At 60.3% G+C, this 17,348-nt stretch carries 9 protein-coding genes, 2 tRNA genes and 1 rRNA gene; 10 read left to right on the top strand and 2 right to left on the bottom strand.

The window, feature by feature from the left end; translation table 11 throughout:
• The first annotated feature begins 35 nt into the window (after window positions 1–35).
• The gene (locus tag phaeop14_RS11580) at window positions 36–1,259 is read left to right on the top strand and encodes a class I SAM-dependent methyltransferase (RefSeq protein WP_416011220.1); all 1,224 of its coding nucleotides are present in this window, start codon (window positions 36–38) and stop codon (window positions 1,257–1,259) included.
• 333 nt (window positions 1,260–1,592) lie between these two features.
• On the opposite strand, the gene phaeop14_RS11575 is transcribed toward phaeop14_RS11580, so the two are convergent.
• Complete coding sequence (locus tag phaeop14_RS11575) at window positions 1,593–3,458, bottom strand: methyl-accepting chemotaxis protein (RefSeq protein ID WP_096789608.1); 1,866 nt, start codon at window positions 3,456–3,458, stop codon at window positions 1,593–1,595.
• A gap of 1,056 nt (window positions 3,459–4,514) precedes the next feature.
• Between phaeop14_RS11575 and phaeop14_RS11570 the strand changes: the two genes are divergently transcribed.
• From phaeop14_RS11570 to fdhF, 4 genes are all read left to right on the top strand, one after another.
• Entirely contained in the window at window positions 4,515–5,057 is a 543-nt protein-coding gene (locus phaeop14_RS11570) for a winged helix DNA-binding protein (protein ID WP_241770606.1), read from the top strand.
• Between the two features lie 173 nt (window positions 5,058–5,230).
• A complete protein-coding gene (locus phaeop14_RS11565) occupies window positions 5,231–6,127 on the top strand; it encodes a LysR family transcriptional regulator (protein ID WP_040173534.1) in 897 nt (298 codons plus the stop codon).
• 51 nt (window positions 6,128–6,178) lie between these two features.
• Window positions 6,179–7,909 (top strand): NAD(P)H-dependent oxidoreductase subunit E, encoded by a 1,731-nt coding sequence (locus phaeop14_RS11560; RefSeq protein ID WP_096789607.1) that lies wholly within the window; start codon window positions 6,179–6,181, stop codon window positions 7,907–7,909.
• 3 nt (window positions 7,910–7,912) lie between these two features.
• The gene (gene fdhF, locus phaeop14_RS11555; RefSeq protein ID WP_096789606.1) at window positions 7,913–10,687 is read left to right on the top strand and encodes a formate dehydrogenase subunit alpha; all 2,775 of its coding nucleotides are present in this window, start codon (window positions 7,913–7,915) and stop codon (window positions 10,685–10,687) included.
• 256 nt (window positions 10,688–10,943) lie between these two features.
• Here fdhF and phaeop14_RS11550 read toward each other — a convergent pair whose 3' ends face one another.
• Window positions 10,944–11,225 carry a DUF1330 domain-containing protein gene (locus phaeop14_RS11550; protein ID WP_096789605.1) on the bottom strand — a complete coding sequence of 94 codons (282 nt, stop codon included), beginning with the start codon at window positions 11,223–11,225 and terminating at the stop codon, window positions 10,944–10,946.
• A 95-nt stretch (window positions 11,226–11,320) separates the two neighbouring features.
• On the opposite strand from phaeop14_RS11550, the gene phaeop14_RS11545 reads away from it, so the two are divergent.
• The 5 genes from phaeop14_RS11545 to phaeop14_RS11525 all read left to right on the top strand — a co-directional run bounded on the left by phaeop14_RS11545 (window position 11,321) and on the right by phaeop14_RS11525 (window position 17,009).
• Window positions 11,321–12,214 (top strand): LysR family transcriptional regulator, encoded by an 894-nt coding sequence (locus phaeop14_RS11545; protein WP_244905762.1) that lies wholly within the window; start codon window positions 11,321–11,323, stop codon window positions 12,212–12,214.
• 149 nt (window positions 12,215–12,363) lie between these two features.
• The gene (locus tag phaeop14_RS11540) at window positions 12,364–14,415 is read left to right on the top strand and encodes an NADH:flavin oxidoreductase (RefSeq protein ID WP_096789604.1); all 2,052 of its coding nucleotides are present in this window, start codon (window positions 12,364–12,366) and stop codon (window positions 14,413–14,415) included.
• Window positions 14,416–15,217: 802 nt separating this feature from the next.
• Window positions 15,218–16,681 (top strand): 16S ribosomal RNA (locus phaeop14_RS11535).
• 150 nt (window positions 16,682–16,831) lie between these two features.
• Window positions 16,832–16,907 (top strand) — tRNA-Ala (locus phaeop14_RS11530).
• Between the two features lie 25 nt (window positions 16,908–16,932).
• A tRNA-Ile gene (locus phaeop14_RS11525) sits at window positions 16,933–17,009 on the top strand.
• Window positions 17,010–17,348: the final 339 nt, after the last annotated feature.

Genomic DNA, 17,348 nt, shown 5'->3' with positions numbered 1-17,348 from the left:
CAGGTGCATTTGCCTCAAATAGGGAAAACTAAAAATTGCTAAAAATACAAACGCAGAACCCTGCTCCGCGGTCCTCTCAAACGGCGCGTGCGGATGCCGGGACATTTGTGCAGCTTGCAAAAGCGGCCTCCCTTGCGGATGGCGGGATGCAGACCTCGCAGCTGTTGGCAGAGGCGTTGCAACTGGACCCGCATCACCATGAGGCGCAGATCCTGCAGGAGCGGCTGCATCAGACGTTTGTGCCGCGTTGGCATTTTCCCATGCTGGCAGATCAGGCACGCAACCGCGCCTATGCCGAGGCGATCGCGATGAAGGTGAGGCCGGGCGATATTGTGCTGGACATCGGCTGCGGTGCGGGGCTGACGGCGATGCTGGCGGCGCGGGCCGGAGCCAAACATGTCTATACCTGCGAACAGCAGCCGCTGATCGCGGCGGCGGCCACGCAGGTGATTGCCGACAACGGTTTGAGCGACCGCATTACGGTTCTTTCGAAGTGGTCGCATGAGATTGTCATCGGCGTTGATATGCCGGAACAGGCCGATGTGGTGGTCTCTGAAATCGTTGATACGGTGCTGCTGGGGGAGGGTGCGCTGGATACGCTGAGCCATGCGATGGCTGTGCTGGCCAAGCCGGGCGCGCGGGCGGTCCCTGAAACCGGGACATTGGTGGCCCAGCTGGTTGAGAGTGAGGCGCTGCTGCAGCAGTGGCGGCCGCAGACGGCGGAGGGGTTCGACCTCAGCGCATTTCATCATCTGGCGCGGGTGGCGCAGATCACGCCAGGGGATTTTATGGCCTGCGGGCTGCGGTCGCTGGGGCCGGGCACCGATCTGTTTCAGTTTGATTTTACCCGCCCCGATGTGGCCCCGGCGCGCAGCAATGCACGGTTGAGCTGCACGCATGGCGGTGAGGCCCATGCCGTTTTTGTCAGTTTCGAGATGCAGCTGGCACCGGGGATTGCGCTGACAAACGGGCTTACGTCGGATGGGCATTGGGGGCGGACGGCGTTTCTGCTGGATGCGTCCCGGCGGCTGTCGCCCGGCGATGATTTGCAGGTGACAGCGCAGCACGACGCCGCCGCGCTGAGTGTGTCGGTCCATGATGCAGAGACTGCGGCGGATCGGGCTCAGGTCTGGCTGGAGCCTGCCTGGCGGCTGGAAGGCGAACCGTCTGCGCCGACCGCTCCGGCGGCGCTGGACTATCCGGGCTGGACGCCGACGCCCGGCCCATCGGCTGAGGCTCCGGTTCGCGCCTGTTCCTGACCCCAGGCGCGCAGCCTGTGCCAAGGCTGCGCCTGCCTGATGGGATCGGCTGCGGTGAACGCCTGTGGTGACGGCGGTTGCTGCTGCTCATGCAAAAGAAATGGGGGCGCGTCGCCGGAGGCCGCCCCCTTGTTGTTGGGGAAAAGCAACTGCACCCGCCTGACTATGCGGGTGTGGCGTAGTGGCGTGACGCCACACTTGACCAGACAGCCCAGCGGTGGGGCGGGACTTTGGGGCCGCTTCTAGAATTGCGGGCTGGCGTGAAAAATGGGACACCACGAAAAAGGCGCGCCCGATGGGGCGCGCCTTGTCATTGTGTCGACTGTAAGAGGATCAGAAATCTTCCCATCCGGCAGCGGCCTTAGCTGGGCTGGCGTCAAAGAAATCATCATCACCATGCGCCGAAGGCGCCGGGTTTGCCGCCGCTGTTGGTTCGGCGGCGGCGGTTGGCCGGGCTGGCGCCGCGGCGCTGGGGGCCATGGCCACCACATTGGCTGACGCCTTGCGGGTTTTGAACACTGATACCTGACGGGCCAGTTCATTGGCGTCGTTGCGCAGGATCTGGCTGGCTGCGGTCGATTCCTCAACCATGGCGGCGTTGTGCTGGGTCACCTGATCCAGCTGGGTGACGCCGGTGTTGATCTCGCCCAGTGTGGTGGATTGCTCCTGCGCGCCAGTGGCGATGCCGCTGACATGACCGGAGATGGTCGCGACCCGGTCGATGATCTGCTTCAGCTCCTCGCCGGCGCGACCGACTAGATCCACACCTTCGCCCACATGGCTGGTGCTTTCGCTGATCAGGGCTTTGATCTCCTGCGCGGCATCCGAGGAGCGTTGCGCCAGCGCGCGGACTTCGGATGCGACGACGGCAAAGCCACGTCCAGCCTCACCGGCGCGGGCAGCCTCAACGCCCGCATTCAGGGCCAGAAGGTTGGTCTGGAACGAAATGTCGTCGATGACGGAGATGATCTGAGAGATCTTTTCCGACGAGGTCTCGATCTTGGACATGGCATCCACGGCGCGGGTGACGACCTCGCCGCTGTTGACGGCTGTCTCTTTTGCCTCGGATACGATGCCCTCGACCTCACGCGCGCCATCGGCGGCGGATTTCACGCTGACAGTCAGCTGTTCCATCGCGGCGGCGGTCTCTTCCAGCGTAGCGGCCTGCGATTCCGTGCGCTGTGACAGATCCCCGGAGGATTGGCTGATTTCCTCGGCACTGGCGCGAATGCGCGAGGAATTTTCGATCACCGCATCAATGATGCCGACCATCTTGTCGACGGTCTTGTTGAAATTCTGGCGCAGGCTTTCGTAATCGGCCGAGAATTCTTCGTCGATGGTCTGCGACAGATCCCCTTCGGAGAGGGTATGCAGCCCATCGTTCAGGCGGTCCACAACCAACTTCTGCGCGGCCTGATCGGCATGGCGCTGTTCTTCGACGGCGCGGGCCGCGGAGAGTTGCGCTTTCAGTGCTTCGATGTGGCGCGCAATAAGGCCGATTTCATCGCCACGCGTCTGGTGTTCGGTATCGTGGTCATAATCCCCATCGGCAAGACGGTTGATGGCGGTGGCCACGTCGCCAAGAGGACGGGACATCATCGAGCGCAGAGCAACCACGGAGAGGCCGAGCATGACCACAAAGGCGGCCCCCGCAAGGAGGAAGGACAACAACTGGTTGGGGGCCACTTCGGCAAAGGCCACATCCGGCGACCAGACCATGCCGACAGCGCCCACCACAACAGTTCCTTCGGCGCCTGCTGTGGCTGGTGCGGCGACCAGATAGCCGTTCTCGCTAAACTCCATCTGATTGGAGTCCATCGCTTTTTGTGCGACGAGCGTCAGTTCCGCGATTTCGGCCTCTGTCGCCACGCCGGTGGAGGCGACCGTCTTGCCTTTGCCGTTGATCGCAATGCCGTGGCTGGCGCGACCGTTCGAAAGCTCAATCAGCGATTCAAGATCGCTCTCGAGGCGTTCGGTGTCGCCAAAGCGGATGGCGCCGCCGCTGCGCGCAGCGACGGTGACGGTCACGCCCTCTGCAAGTGTCTGCACGCCACTGTCGACGGCTTCGCCCAGGATTTTCTGGTTTTCCCAGGTCAGAAACAGGGTGACCACAAGGGTGGACGCCGCGATGAGCAGGCTACATTTGGCAAAAACAGAAAGCCTGTTCAAAGCTGCACGAGCGGGATTTCGGAATTTCATTTCAGCACCTTTCAATCGCCCTTGCGCGAGTTTGGCGCGCGGGCGGTATTTGAGTCGGACTAATACCGACAGCCCCCAATAGGCAGCCGCGCCATCGGGCTGCCTCGTTTCACGATCGGATTGACCGGAATTGGACAACCCGGAAAACCATGCCCGATTGGGGGCGGTGACATGGTGAACACAACATGGCATGCCATTGCACAAGTCTGGATGCCGGTAATCAGCAAGCGCGAAATAGCGCTGCCCCAATTGAGACAAAAAACGGTAGGATAAAATGTGGATGCCCGGCTGCACAGCTGTGACCTCCCCACCAGAGCGGACATGTGAATTGCGTATCGGAATGCCACCCGCAGCGGCGTCCGCCAAGGGCCGCTGCCATTGCATCGACCGGGACTGAACCACATGGTCAGACGGTCAGTCAGACGGTCCTCGACGTGGCGCGCAAACATCGCGATCGTGGCCTGTATCTGCGCGACAACCAACTTGAGGTCCGCCCGTCGTTCCAAGGTTCGCTCCTTCTCATAACATGTGCGTTTGCACATATTCGGCGGGTAGCATAATCAGCAGGACTTACCGGTGAATTAATGGTCTGCGCCGCAACGACGAGAGCAATGGCGCCGCGAAACTTTTCAGATGAGAGATCGGCAATCAGAGACCTGCCGCACCGCAAGGCAATGATTCAGCGACAGTTTTACGTCGCGCAGGCTATGCGGCTCTGGCGGCGGAGTGGCCCTGAGGCACCTCAATTTCCCGACGCGCCGCGTGAAATTTTCTGTCACTTAGTCTCTGCATGGCGGTATTTTATCTATATTTCTTCTTATTCGGTGTGAAATAAAATTTATCTGGAATTTTATTTTCCGCTGATTCTCCAAACTGTTGGAAGAATTTGCACCTGATGGTTCCGTTTTCTACTGCACGGACGGGTTGAAACCTAACGCGAGACATTTACTAAGGGGCGTGGTGGCGTTTTGGGGAATGAATGTCCTCGAAACACCTTGACAGCGGGTTTCACCACCATCGGAGGCTTATTTCGCCGCTGACTTAAGGAGACTATTGTTGGATACCTATTCCGGATCGCCCAAGACAGAGGCCGCTGAATCTGCGAACAAGATTGCTCCCCAAGGGGGAGAAGACGATCTGAGCGATTTCGAATTTGCCTTAATGCGGACCTTTGAGGGCTTTGCGCGCTGGCAATCGGAATGCCTGGGTCTGGTGTCGGATCTGGCGGCTTCTGGCCCCGAAATCACCCTGTTGAACGTGATCCGCATGAATGACCGGCCCAAGACGATCAAGGAATTGGCCCGCGTCACCAATCGTGATGATGTGCCGAATATTCAGTATTCGCTGCGCAAACTGGCCTCAGCGGGCCTGATCCGCAAAACCGGGTCCGGGCGTGGGGGAGTGACCTATTCGGCCACCGACAAGGGGCTAGAGATAACCGAAGCCTATGATGCGCAACGCCGCAAGCTGTTGCTGCAGGCGCTGGAACAGGTGCCGGGGGTGGAAAACCGTGTGAGCGAGGCGACGCGGGTGTTGAACATTCTGACCGGCATCTATGATGGTATTGCCCGCTCGGCAACGGCGCAGCGGCAAATCTAGGACCTGCGTAGCGCCGGTCGGTCTGCCGGTTTCCGCTGACGCCTATCGCGACCTCGACAGCGAGCGAGCTTCGGTGCAGGGTGACCTGCGTCCTTGCGTGTTCGGCCTGCTGCGTCATTGGTGACGCGCGGGCAGAGATCGGGGCGCCCCGGCAGCAGCAAGGACGTAGAGCGGTGATTGAACTCAAGGATCTGAGGTTGTTGAGCGCCCTGGCGCGCCATCGGCATTTTGCCAAGGCGGCGCAGGACAGCGGCATGTCGCAACCGGCGTTTTCCATGCGGATCCGCAATCTTGAGGACCGTCTTGGCGTGTCGATCGTGCGCCGTGGGAACCGCTTTCAGGGTCTGACCGAAGAAGGCATGATGATCGTGCGGCGGGCGCGCAGCATTCTGGATGATGCCAAGGCGTTGGAACAGGAGGTGGCGGCGGCGCGCGGGGAGGTCACCGGCACGCTGGTGCTGGGCGTGGTGCCAACGGCGACGGCGTATGCGGCGCAGCTGGTGGACCGGCTGCATCTGGCCCACCGGCGGGTGCTGGCACGGGTTGAGGTGCTCAGCTCGCTGGTGATCCAACAGCGGCTGTTTGATGGCACCATTGATGCCGGCGTGACCTATCACGACAGTCTTGGCCCGGATCAGGTGAGCATTCAGCCGCTCTATGAAGAGACATATGTGCTGGTCGCGCCGGCGGCTATGGTGGCGGAGCGTCCTGCGGGCGCCGAGGGCATCACCTGGGCGGAGGCGGCGGATCTGCCGCTGAGCCTGTTGGAGCCGCAAATGCAGAACCGGCGTATTCTGGACCGGATCTTTGCCGATCAGGGGTTGCGGCCTGAAGTGCGTTCGGAATCCAGCGGGTTCATGGCGGCGATGGTGATGGCGCGGGCGGGATCGGTTGCAACAATCCTGCCGCAGGCGCTTGTCGAGGCGCTGGGTACGCTGGACGGGACAACGGTGCTGCCGCTGACGGATCCGGCCCCAACCAAACCGATTGCCATGGTGACGCTGGACCGTCAGCCTGCCTTGACCACGGTGCAGGCCCTGCGGGCGGTGGTTGACGAATTCGTGCAATAAGCGTTCGTTATCGTACCTTCGAAATTTCCGATTTGACGATAGGCTTCTTCAATGGAATGCCGCCTTAACTGGCGACGCGAAGTGGAGGTCATTGTGGCACCTTTGGACAATAGCAAGGGCGTGTGGAAATCTGGCAAAGGCAAGGGGCGCAAAACCCCCAAAGGCCGGCAGCTGGAGGATCAGGCGCATAGCGAGGTTCTGGACCTGATTGGTGACCAGCCGCGCAATCGGGATTTGCTGATCGAATTCCTGCATCTTATTCAGGATAAATACGGCTGTCTCAGTGCGGCCCATATTCGCGCCCTCGCTGAGGAGCTGCGCACCGGGCAGGCAGAGATCTATGAGGTTGCGAGTTTCTACGCCCATTTCGATGTCGTGCGCGAAGGTGAGACACCACCACCGGCGCTGACCATCCGGGTTTGCGACTCGCTGTCCTGCGAGTTGGCGGGGGCCGAAGCGCTGCAGAAGGCGCTGGAAGACGGTCTGGACGCGTCACAAGTCCGCGTGCTGCGCGCGCCCTGCATGGGGCGCTGCGACACCGCGCCGGTGCTGGAAATCGGCCACAACCACATCGACCACGCGACACCCGAGAAGGTGCAGGCGGCGATTGCGGCAGACGACACCCACGCGCATATCCCCGCGTATGAAACCTTTGCCGCTTATGAGGCGGACGGCGGCTACGCCACGCTGAAAGACCTGCGCGCAAATGGCGACTGGGAAGCGGTTCAGGCGAAAGTCAAAGAAGCCGGTCTGCGCGGCCTGGGCGGCGCTGGATTCCCGTCCGGCACCAAATGGGGCTTTGTGCGCGCCAATGAGGGCCCGCGTTACCTTGCCGTGAATGGCGACGAGGGCGAGCCGGGTACCTTCAAGGATCGCTACTATCTGGAGCGCACGCCGCATGTCTTCCTTGAGGGGATGTTGATTGCCGCCTGGGCGGTCGAGGCCGAGAAAGCCTTCATCTATATGCGCGACGAATATCCGGCAGTTCTGGAAATTCTACGCCGCGAGATCAGCGCGCTGGAAGAGGCGGGCATCGTGGAAGCGGGCTACATTGACCTGCGCCGCGGGGCAGGGGCCTATATCTGCGGTGAAGAAAGCGCGATGATCGAGTCGATCGAAGGCAAACGCGGTGAGCCGCGCCACCGCCCGCCCTTTGTGGCGCAGGTCGGGATCTTTGGTCGTCCGACGCTGGTTCACAACGTCGAGACGCTCTACTGGGTTTGCAAGGTCAACCGCGAAGGGCCGGAGTGCCTGAACGCGGTTGAAAAGAACGGCCGCAAGGGGCTGCGCAGCTATTCGGTGTCGGGTCGTGTGAAGAACCCGGGCGTGCATCTGCTGCCCGCCGGCTCCACCATCACCGACATCATCGAAGCCTGCGGCGGGATGCTGGATGGCCACGCGTTCAAGGCGTATCAGCCGGGCGGTCCATCCTCCGGCCTTCTGCCCGCGTCGATGCATGATATCCCGCTCGATTTCGACACGTTGCAGCCGCATGGCACCTTTATTGGCTCCGCTGCTGTGGTGGTTCTGTCTGATCAGGACTCGGCCCGCGATGCGGCGCTGAACATGCTGCGCTTTTTCGAGGATGAAAGCTGCGGCCAATGCACCCCCTGCCGGGTGGGCTGTGAGAAGGCCGTCAAGCTGATGAGCGAGAAGAAATGGGATCAGGGCCTCTTGGAAGAGCTGAGTGCCGCCATGGTCGAGACCTCGATCTGCGGTCTGGGACAGGCGGCGCCTAATCCGATCCGTCTGACCATCAAACACTTCCCCGAGGAGGTATAAGCCATGAGCGATCACATTACTTTCACTCTCGATGGCGAGCAGGTCACAGCTGAGGCTGGTCTGACCATCTGGGAAGTTGCCAATGGCCGTGGTCTGAAGATCCCGCATCTGTGCCACAAGCCGCAGCCGGGCTACCGTCCGGACGGCAACTGCCGCGCCTGCATGGTGGAGATCGAGGGCGAGCGCACGCTGGCCGCCTCCTGCATCCGCGAACCTGCCGAGGGCATGGTTATCACCACCAACAACGCGCGCGCGGTAGGCGCCCGCAAGATGGTGATGGAACTGCTGGTTGCCGACCAGCCGAAGCAGGAAGAGGCGCGCGATAAGTCCTCCCATCTGTGGGATATGGCGGAGCTGAACGGGGTTTCAGAGTCGCGCTTTCCCAAGCTGGAAAAGGACCGCATCCCGCTCTTGGACGACAGCCATGTGGCGATGAAGGTCAATCTGGACGCCTGTATCTCCTGTAACCTCTGCGTGCGCGCCTGCCGCGAAGTGCAGGTGAATGACGTGATCGGCATGGCTGGACGCGGCCATGATGCCTATCCGGTGTTTGATATCGCTGACCCGATGGGCGCGTCCTCCTGTGTGGCCTGCGGTGAATGTGTGCAGGCCTGCCCGACCGGGGCGCTGATGCCTGCGACCGTGATGGACGACAATCAGGTTGGGGACAGCAAGGATTACGACAGCGAAACCGAAAGCGTCTGCCCGTTCTGCGGTGTCGGCTGCAAAGTGTCGCTGAAAGTGAAGGACGGCAAGGTCAAGCACGTCGAGGGCATCAATGGCCCGGCAAACGAGGGCCGCCTGTGTGTGAAGGGGCGCTTCGGCTTTGACTATATCCATCACCCACACCGCCTGACCAAACCGCTGATCCGCCGCGACGATGCGCCCGCCAAGGGCCTGAACGTCGATCCCGGCAACCTCTCGACCCATTTCCGCGAAGCGACCTGGGAAGAGGCGATGGATCTGGCGGGCAAAGAGCTGATGCGCTTGCGGGACGAAGACCCGAAATCGGTTGCCGGTTTCGGCTCCGCGAAATGCACCAATGAGGAGGCCTATCTTTTCCAGAAGTTCATCCGTCAGGGCTTCAAGCACAACAATGTCGATCACTGCACCCGTCTGTGCCATGCCTCGTCGGTTGCGGCGCTGATCGAAAACGTCGGCTCAGGGGCGGTGACCGCGACCTTCAACGAGATTGAGAACGCCGATGTGGCGATCGTGATCGGCTCCAACCCGATTGAGAACCACCCGGTGGCGGCGACCTATTTCAAGCAGTTCACCAAGCGCGGCGGCAAGCTCATTGTGATGGACCCGCGCGGCGTCGGCCTGCGCCGGTTTGCCACTGAAATGGTGCAGTTCCGCCCCGGTGCCGATGTGTCGATGCTGAACGCGATCATGAATGTGATCGTCGAAGAAGAGCTCTATGACAGCCAGTACATCCACCACTGGACCGAGAACTGGGAAGCCGAGAAAGAGCACCTGAAGCAGTTCACACCTGAGAAGATGTCGGAAATCTGCGGCATCAGCCCGGATCAGCTGCGCCGTGTGGCGCGGATCTTTGCCGGTGGGAATGCGGGGCTGATCTTCTGGGGCATGGGCATCTCCCAGCATATCCACGGGACGGATAATTCACGCTGCCTGATTTCGCTGGCGCTGATGACCGGCAACGTCGGCAAGCCGGGTGCGGGTCTGCACCCGCTGCGCGGTCAGAACAATGTGCAGGGCGCGTCTGACGCGGGCCTCATCCCGATGTTCCTGCCGGATTATCAGACCGTGACCTCGGATGATGTGCGCAAATCCTTCACCGATGTCTGGGGCGGCGGCGACTTCTCGAATGAGAAGGGCCTGACCGTGACCGAGATTGTCGATCAGGCTTATGCGGGCAATATCAAGGGCATGTATATCCAGGGTGAAAACCCGGCGATGTCAGACCCGGATGCCGACCACGCGCGCGAGGCCTTTGCCAAGCTGGAGTTGATGATCGTTCAGGACATCTTCCTGACCGAGACGGCGAACTATGCCGACATCATCCTGCCGGCATCGGCGCTCTATGAAAAGAACGGCACGGTGTCGAACACCAACCGCCAGGTTCAGCGGGTGCGCCCCGCTGTGGCGCCTCCGGGTGAGGCGCGTGAGGACTGGAAGGTGACGGTTGAGCTGGCGCGGCGCATTGGTCTGCCCTGGGACTATAAGGATGTCAGCGAAGTCTTTAACGAGATGAAGCTGAACATGAAGTCCCTGAACAACATCACCTGGGAGCGTCTGGAGACCGAGACCATCACCTATCCGTCGCTGCATGAGACCGACCCCGGTCAGGCGATTGTGTTCGGCGATGGCTTCCCGCGTCCCGAAGGCCGCGCCCGCTTCACCCCGGCATCGGTGATCCCGCCGGACGAGGCGCCGGATGCGGACTACCCGATGATCATGACCACGGGCCGCCAGCTGGAGCATTGGCACACCGGGTCGATGACCCGCCGGTCATTGGTGCTGGATGCGGTGGAGCCGGAGGCGAATTGCTCGCTCAACCCGCGCACGCTGAAGCTGATGGGGGTTGAGCCGGGCGAAATGGTGCGCCTGTCAACACGCCGTGGGTCGATTGAGATCATGGCGCGGGCTGACCGGGCCATCGCCGAGGACATGGTGTTTGTACCCTTCGCCTATGTGGAGGCTGCTGCCAACATCCTGACCAATCCGGCGCTGGACCCCTACGGCAAGATCCCCGAGTTCAAATTCTCGGCGGTGAAGGTTGAGAAGATCGAAGGGCAGATCGCAGCCGAGTGAACCGGCGGATCTGACTGAGACAGTAGAGCGGGCGCGGAACCAGAGGTTCCGCGCCCGTTGTCTCTCGTGGCGCCGGGCTGACGCCCGGCGCGGGCGTGGCCCGTTGCTGTGTTGGAAGCAAGAGCGGAGCAAGTGGGGCGCATGAGATGTGGCCGCGCGCGACCTGCGCCGGGCCCAAGGGGCGCGAGGCCACGCCCAACGGGAGCTGGTGGCACTGCCGCCAGCCAACGGGCGGGAGTATCTGCCTTGGGTTTTGTCAGGCCAGAAGTGTAATCGCGCTTTTGCCTGCGCGCTGGCGCAGGGTGTGCGTCTCCTGCAAATCGGGATCATTGATCCAAGCCTTGGCGGCGTCGGCATTGGCGAACTCCAGAATGACACCGATACCGGTGGCATCACGCGTACCTTCGATCACGGTTTGCTGTGGGGTGGAGACCAGCACTTTTGCCCCGTGTTTCTGCAGAGCCGCCCCGGCTTTCTCGCGGTAGGCGGCCATGGTGTCAGGGTCTTTCAGCAGGAGGTTTACATATACATAGGCCATCGTCTGTCCTTTCAGCGTTGATATGAACCTGATGCCAAGCGGTGGACCACAAGAAAACACATGCATTTGCGTATTACCCATGCGAAAACGCATGTATGCAGATCAACTGGGACGACATGCGGACCATTCTGGCGCTGGTGCGGGCCGGTTCCCTGGCGGGGGCGGCGCAGGCGCTCTCCGTCAGTTACACCACCGTTGCGCGCCGGGTGCAGCGGGCCGAGGATATGCTGGGGCGACCATTGTTTGAACGCCGCCCCGATGGCTATCTGGCCACGGCGGAGGCTGAAGACCTGGCCGCTGCGGCGCGGCGGATGGAACAGGCGGAGCAATCGGCGTTACGGAACCTCTCTGGGCGCGATCAGAGCCTGTCGGGGGAGTTGGTGCTGACGGCGCCCCAGCTGTTGATCCAGTCTCACCTGGCGCCATTTCTGGCGGAGTTCTGTGCGACCCATCCGGAGGTTGCGCTGACCGTGCGGGCAACAAACGAGGTGCTGGACCTGACCCGGCGCGAGGCGGATCTGGCGATCCGGATCAGCAAGACGCCGGGCGACACGCTGGTGGGGCTGCATCTGGCCGACCAGAAAACCGCCTGCGTGGCGCGGCCCGATCTGGTGGCACAGGCGGCCGCCGATCCAGAGGCGCCGCTCGACTGGGTGATCTACAGCGGATATGACGCGCCACCAAAAGCCGCGCTGCAGCACTATCCCAATGCCCGGATACGGGCGCGGTTTGACGATATGACCTCACTGATTGCGGCCGCCAAGGCCGGAATGGGGGCCGTCAGGATGCCGGTGTACTTGGGACGGAGTGATCCGGGTCTGGCGCCGCTGCCCGGGATTGCGCCGCAGGACTATGCGCCGATCTGGGTGCTGAGCCATCAGGATTTGCTGCAATCGGCCAAGGTCCGTCACTTCAAACGCGGGCTGAAACAGTTCTTTCGCAGCCGACAGCGAGAGTTCACCTCCTTTGATGCGGAGAGCACGCAGTAAAACGGGGCGGGCTGTGGCGATGTTGCCTTGTGTCGTCGCTGAATCCTATCGACGTCGGAAACTGACCTGACACATGTGTCCAGAGTTGTGATCATACTGGGAAACCTGAAGCCAAACAAACGGCTGTCTTGCCGCCCCAGGAGCCTGTTATGTCCAACGACCCTTTGCTGCAGCCCTATCAGCTGAAACATCTCACCCTGCGCAACCGGATCATGACCACCAGTCACGAACCAGCCTATCCGGAAGAGGGTATGCCCAAGGAACGCTATGCGGCCTATCATGCGGAACGGGCCAAGGCGGGTGTGGCGCTGGCGATGACGGCGGGCTCTGCTGCGGTATCGCGTGACAGCCCGCCGGTGTTCAACAACATCCTGGCCTATAAGGATGAGGTGGTGCCCTGGATCCGCAATCTGACCGATCAGCTGCATGAGCATGGCTGTGCGGCGATGATCCAGCTGACCCATCTGGGGCGACGCACCGGCTGGGACAAGGGGGATTGGCTGCCCTCGATCAGCTCCTCGCGCCACCGCGAACCTGCGCACCGCGCCTTTCCAAAACTGGCAGAGGATTGGGATATCACCCGCGTCATCACGGAGTTCGCCGATGCGGCAGAGCGGATGAAGGCAGGTGGCATGGATGGGATCGAACTGCAGGTCTATGGCCATCTCCTGGACCAGTTCTGGTCTCCGCTGACCAATGATCTGGATGGGCCCTACGGGGGTCAGACGCTGGACAGCCGGATGGCGCTGCCGATGGCGGTGCTGACGGCAGTGCGTGACCGGGTCGGCAGCGATTTTATCGTCGGCCTGCGGTATACGGCGGATGAGGCGCAGACGGGCGGGATCACCCCTGAGGAGGGGCTGGAGATCTCCAAACGTCTGGCCGCCAGCGGGATGGTCGATTTCCTCAATGTGATCCGGGGCCGCATCCACACGGATCCGGCAATGACCGATGTGATCCCGGTGCAGGGGATGGCCTCGGCACCGCATCTGGATTTTGCCGGTGAGGTGAAAAAGGCCACAGGCCTGCCCACCTTTCATGCCGCGCGGATCCCCGATGTGGCCACCGCGCGTCATGCCATTTCGGACGGCCTTCTGGACATGGTGGGCATGACCCGCGCCCATATGGCTGATCCGCATATTGTGCAGAAGATCACCGAGGGGCGCGAGGATGACATCCGCCCCTGTGTGGGCGCCACCTATTGTCTGGACCGGATTTATCAGGCCGGGGAGGCGCTGTGCATTCACAACGCCGCAACCGGGCGCGAGTTGACGATGCCGCATGTGATCAGCCCGGCTGAGCAGCACAAGAAGGTGGTGATCGTTGGCGCTGGCCCCGGTGGGCTGGAGGCGGCCCGCGTTGCGGCAGAACGCGGTCATGTGGTCACCGTCTTTGAGGCGGCGCCTGATCCCGGCGGACAGGTCCGGCTCACCGCGCAAAACCAGCGCCGCCGCGAGATGATGGGCATCATCGACTGGCGCATGGCGCAATGTGCCGCACGGGATGTGCAGTTCCGCTTCAACAGCTGGGCGGAGGTTGAGGATGTGACCAGGCTCTCTCCTGATGTTGTGATCATTGCAACCGGCGGGCTGCCGAATATGCAGCTATTCGAGGCGGGCGAGGAGGCCGCGCATGTTGTTTCGGCCTGGGATATCATTTCGGGGGATGTGACGCCCGGCGGGTCGGTCCTCATATATGATGAGAGCGGTGATCACCCGGCGCTTCAGGCGGCAGAGGTCGCCGCCGCGGCAGGGGCCACGGTTGAGGTGATGACCCCGGACCGTGTCTTTGCCCCCAATGTGATGGCGATGAACCTGGTTCCCTATATGCGCAGTCTGCAGGAGCGGGATGTGAGTTTCACGGTGGCCAGACGTCTGCTTGGAGTGGAGAAGGAGGGCAACCGCCTACGGGCGCTGCTGGGCACTGACTACAGTGCCCATCAATCCAGCAAGCAATATGATCAGATCGTGCTGAACTACGGCACCCTGCCGCTGGATGATCTCTATTTTGATCTGAAGCCGTTGAGCGTGAATGGCGGAGAGGTTGATTACGACGCCTTGATTGCCGGGGGGGCGCAGCCGTGTGGAGCGGCAGAGGCCGGGCAGGGGGGCTTTCAGCTCTTTCGGATCGGAGATGCGGTATCTGCCCGCAACACCCACGCCGCCATCTATGACGCGCTGCGTCTGATGAAGGATATCTGACCTGCGTTTTTCGGTGATTTTGGTTGGGTGACTCGTTTGTGTGTTGGTCGAGTCTGTGGATATGTGGGGCGAGTCTGTGGGTAAGTTGTGTTTGGGTGGATTTGGGGCTGTGTTTTGGTGGGGTTGGGGTGGATTTCGGGTCAGGTATGCTGACTTTGTTGTCGTGTAACTCTTTGATTTTGTGTGATTTCATCTTTTTCTCTGCGGAAACTTTGATTTTCTTTGATTTTGGTGTTGCGGCTTTGTGTAACTCGCCTTAGAACCCCCTTCACCGGCGGCGCTGAGGCGCTACTGAGACACACCGGACGGGACGGCGGCGACGCTGGGATGGACGGGAAACGCGGCGGAGAGACGCTGGGACGGGCTGGAGAGACGGTCGGACGCATCGGAAAGACGGTGGCATTTATGAGGGTTTGATCGGCGGGCGCGTCAGGAATTTGGCGCATCTGTTGGTTGTTGTCTCTGGATGTATGCTCTTTGACATTGATGATATCTGAAGAGATATGTGGGCGGTTTGGTTCATTCGATGGATCAACCTCTTCATATCAACGCTTTTAGCAACGCCCTGCGCTCAAGTAGCAAAGTGGTAGCGCGATGATAAAGTGTCAGCTTCACTGTTTGTCGGCTTTCTGTACCTTTGGTACTGAAGCACGAGAAACAGAGAATGTTGGATGTTCGTTTCGAGTTCCTAGCCGGGTTCGAAGCCGTGCTGTTTGAGGCCCGTCCTCAAGTAGCGTTATCGGTAGGACATTCAAAGATGTGCAGAGGTTCGAACGTCAAGGATAAGCATGTAAGTGCTTTTCAACTTGAGAGTTTGATCCTGGCTCAGAACGAACGCTGGCGGCAGGCCTAACACATGCAAGTCGAGCGCACTCTTCGGAGTGAGCGGCGGACGGGTTAGTAACGCGTGGGAACGTGCCCTTCTCTAAGGAATAGCCACTGGAAACGGTGAGTAATACCTTATACGCCCTTCGGGGGAAAGATTTATCGGAGAAGGATCGGCCCGCGTTAGATTAGATAGTTGGTGGGGTAACGGCCTACCAAGTCTACGATCTATAGCTGGTTTTAGAGGATGATCAGCAACACTGGGACTGAGACACGGCCCAGACTCCTACGGGAGGCAGCAGTGGGGAATCTTGGACAATGGGCGCAAGCCTGATCCAGCCATGCCGCGTGAGTGATGAAGGCCTTAGGGTCGTAAAGCTCTTTCGCCAGAGATGATAATGACAGTATCTGGTAAAGAAACCCCGGCTAACTCCGTGCCAGCAGCCGCGGTAATACGGAGGGGGTTAGCGTTGTTCGGAATTACTGGGCGTAAAGCGCACGTAGGCGGATCAGAAAGTTGGGGGTGAAATCCCGGGGCTCAACCCCGGAACTGCCTCCAAAACTCCTGGTCTTGAGTTCGAGAGAGGTGAGTGGAATTCCGAGTGTAGAGGTGAAATTCGTAGATATTCGGAGGAACACCAGTGGCGAAGGCGGCTCACTGGCTCGATACTGACGCTGAGGTGCGAAAGTGTGGGGAGCAAACAGGATTAGATACCCTGGTAGTCCACACCGTAAACGATGAATGCCAGTCGTCAGCAAGCATGCTTGTTGGTGACACACCTAACGGATTAAGCATTCCGCCTGGGGAGTACGGTCGCAAGATTAAAACTCAAAGGAATTGACGGGGGCCCGCACAAGCGGTGGAGCATGTGGTTTAATTCGAAGCAACGCGCAGAACCTTACCAACCCTTGACATCCTCGGACCGCCAGAGAGATCTGGCTTTCACTTCGGTGACCGAGTGACAGGTGCTGCATGGCTGTCGTCAGCTCGTGTCGTGAGATGTTCGGTTAAGTCCGGCAACGAGCGCAACCCACATCCTTAGTTGCCAGCAGTTCGGCTGGGCACTCTAGGGAAACTGCCCGTGATAAGCGGGAGGAAGGTGTGGATGACGTCAAGTCCTCATGGCCCTTACGGGTTGGGCTACACACGTGCTACAATGGCAGTGACAATGGGTTAATCCCAAAAAACTGTCTCAGTTCGGATTGGGGTCTGCAACTCGACCCCATGAAGTCGGAATCGCTAGTAATCGCGTAACAGCATGACGCGGTGAATACGTTCCCGGGCCTTGTACACACCGCCCGTCACACCATGGGAGTTGGGTTTACCCGAAGGCCGTGCGCCAACCTTTCGAGGGGGCAGCGGACCACGGTGAGCTCAGCGACTGGGGTGAAGTCGTAACAAGGTAGCCGTAGGGGAACCTGCGGCTGGATCACCTCCTTTCTAAGGATGTATCTAGCTAGATCAGAGCTTGCTCTGTCTCGTGATACACTTAGCATAAGATCAGTAATCAAAACTGATCACATCCGGACCAGGCCGTCCTCATATCTCTTCAGAACTGTCATGATCTTGCCCTGGGGCAGGATCTAGCAAGGGGCCTTAGCTCAGCTGGGAGAGCGCCTGATTTGCATTCAGGAGGTCAGGAGTTCGATCCTCCTAGGCTCCACCACTCATGCGAACGGCCCACATAGAATGGGTCGGTAGCTCAGGTGGTTAGAGCGCACGCCTGATAAGCGTGAGGTCGGAGGTTCAAGTCCTCCTCGACCCACCATTCTTCGGAATATGATTTGATCATCAAGCACTTGCTTTGAGTGTTTGATCGTCCAATCGGACCGGATCGATGTTCCTTCGGGAAGGTTGATCACATTGACATCGTTTAGAGAGATACAATCAACAACACTGTTGGTCACCCGCGTAAGGGATCGACCTCAGTTTGGTGCTGAGGACCGCTTCGGTGGTCTGATGCGAGCCTTTGCATCCGCCCTTTTCCTCGGGCGCGCGAGGGTCTGCCGGATTGAAACCACAGTGTTGTCCAAGTCAAGTACACTAACCCGGTTCATATTCCGCAAGGTTTATGAACCAATGTTCACTTCTTACGAAGTGAGCGGGA

This window comes from Phaeobacter piscinae (genome assembly GCF_002407245.1).
Classification (GTDB): Bacteria; Pseudomonadota; Alphaproteobacteria; order Rhodobacterales; family Rhodobacteraceae; genus Phaeobacter; species Phaeobacter piscinae.
The sequence above is the reverse complement of the archived record's forward strand: the minus strand, read 5'-3'. Positions and strand labels throughout refer to the sequence as shown.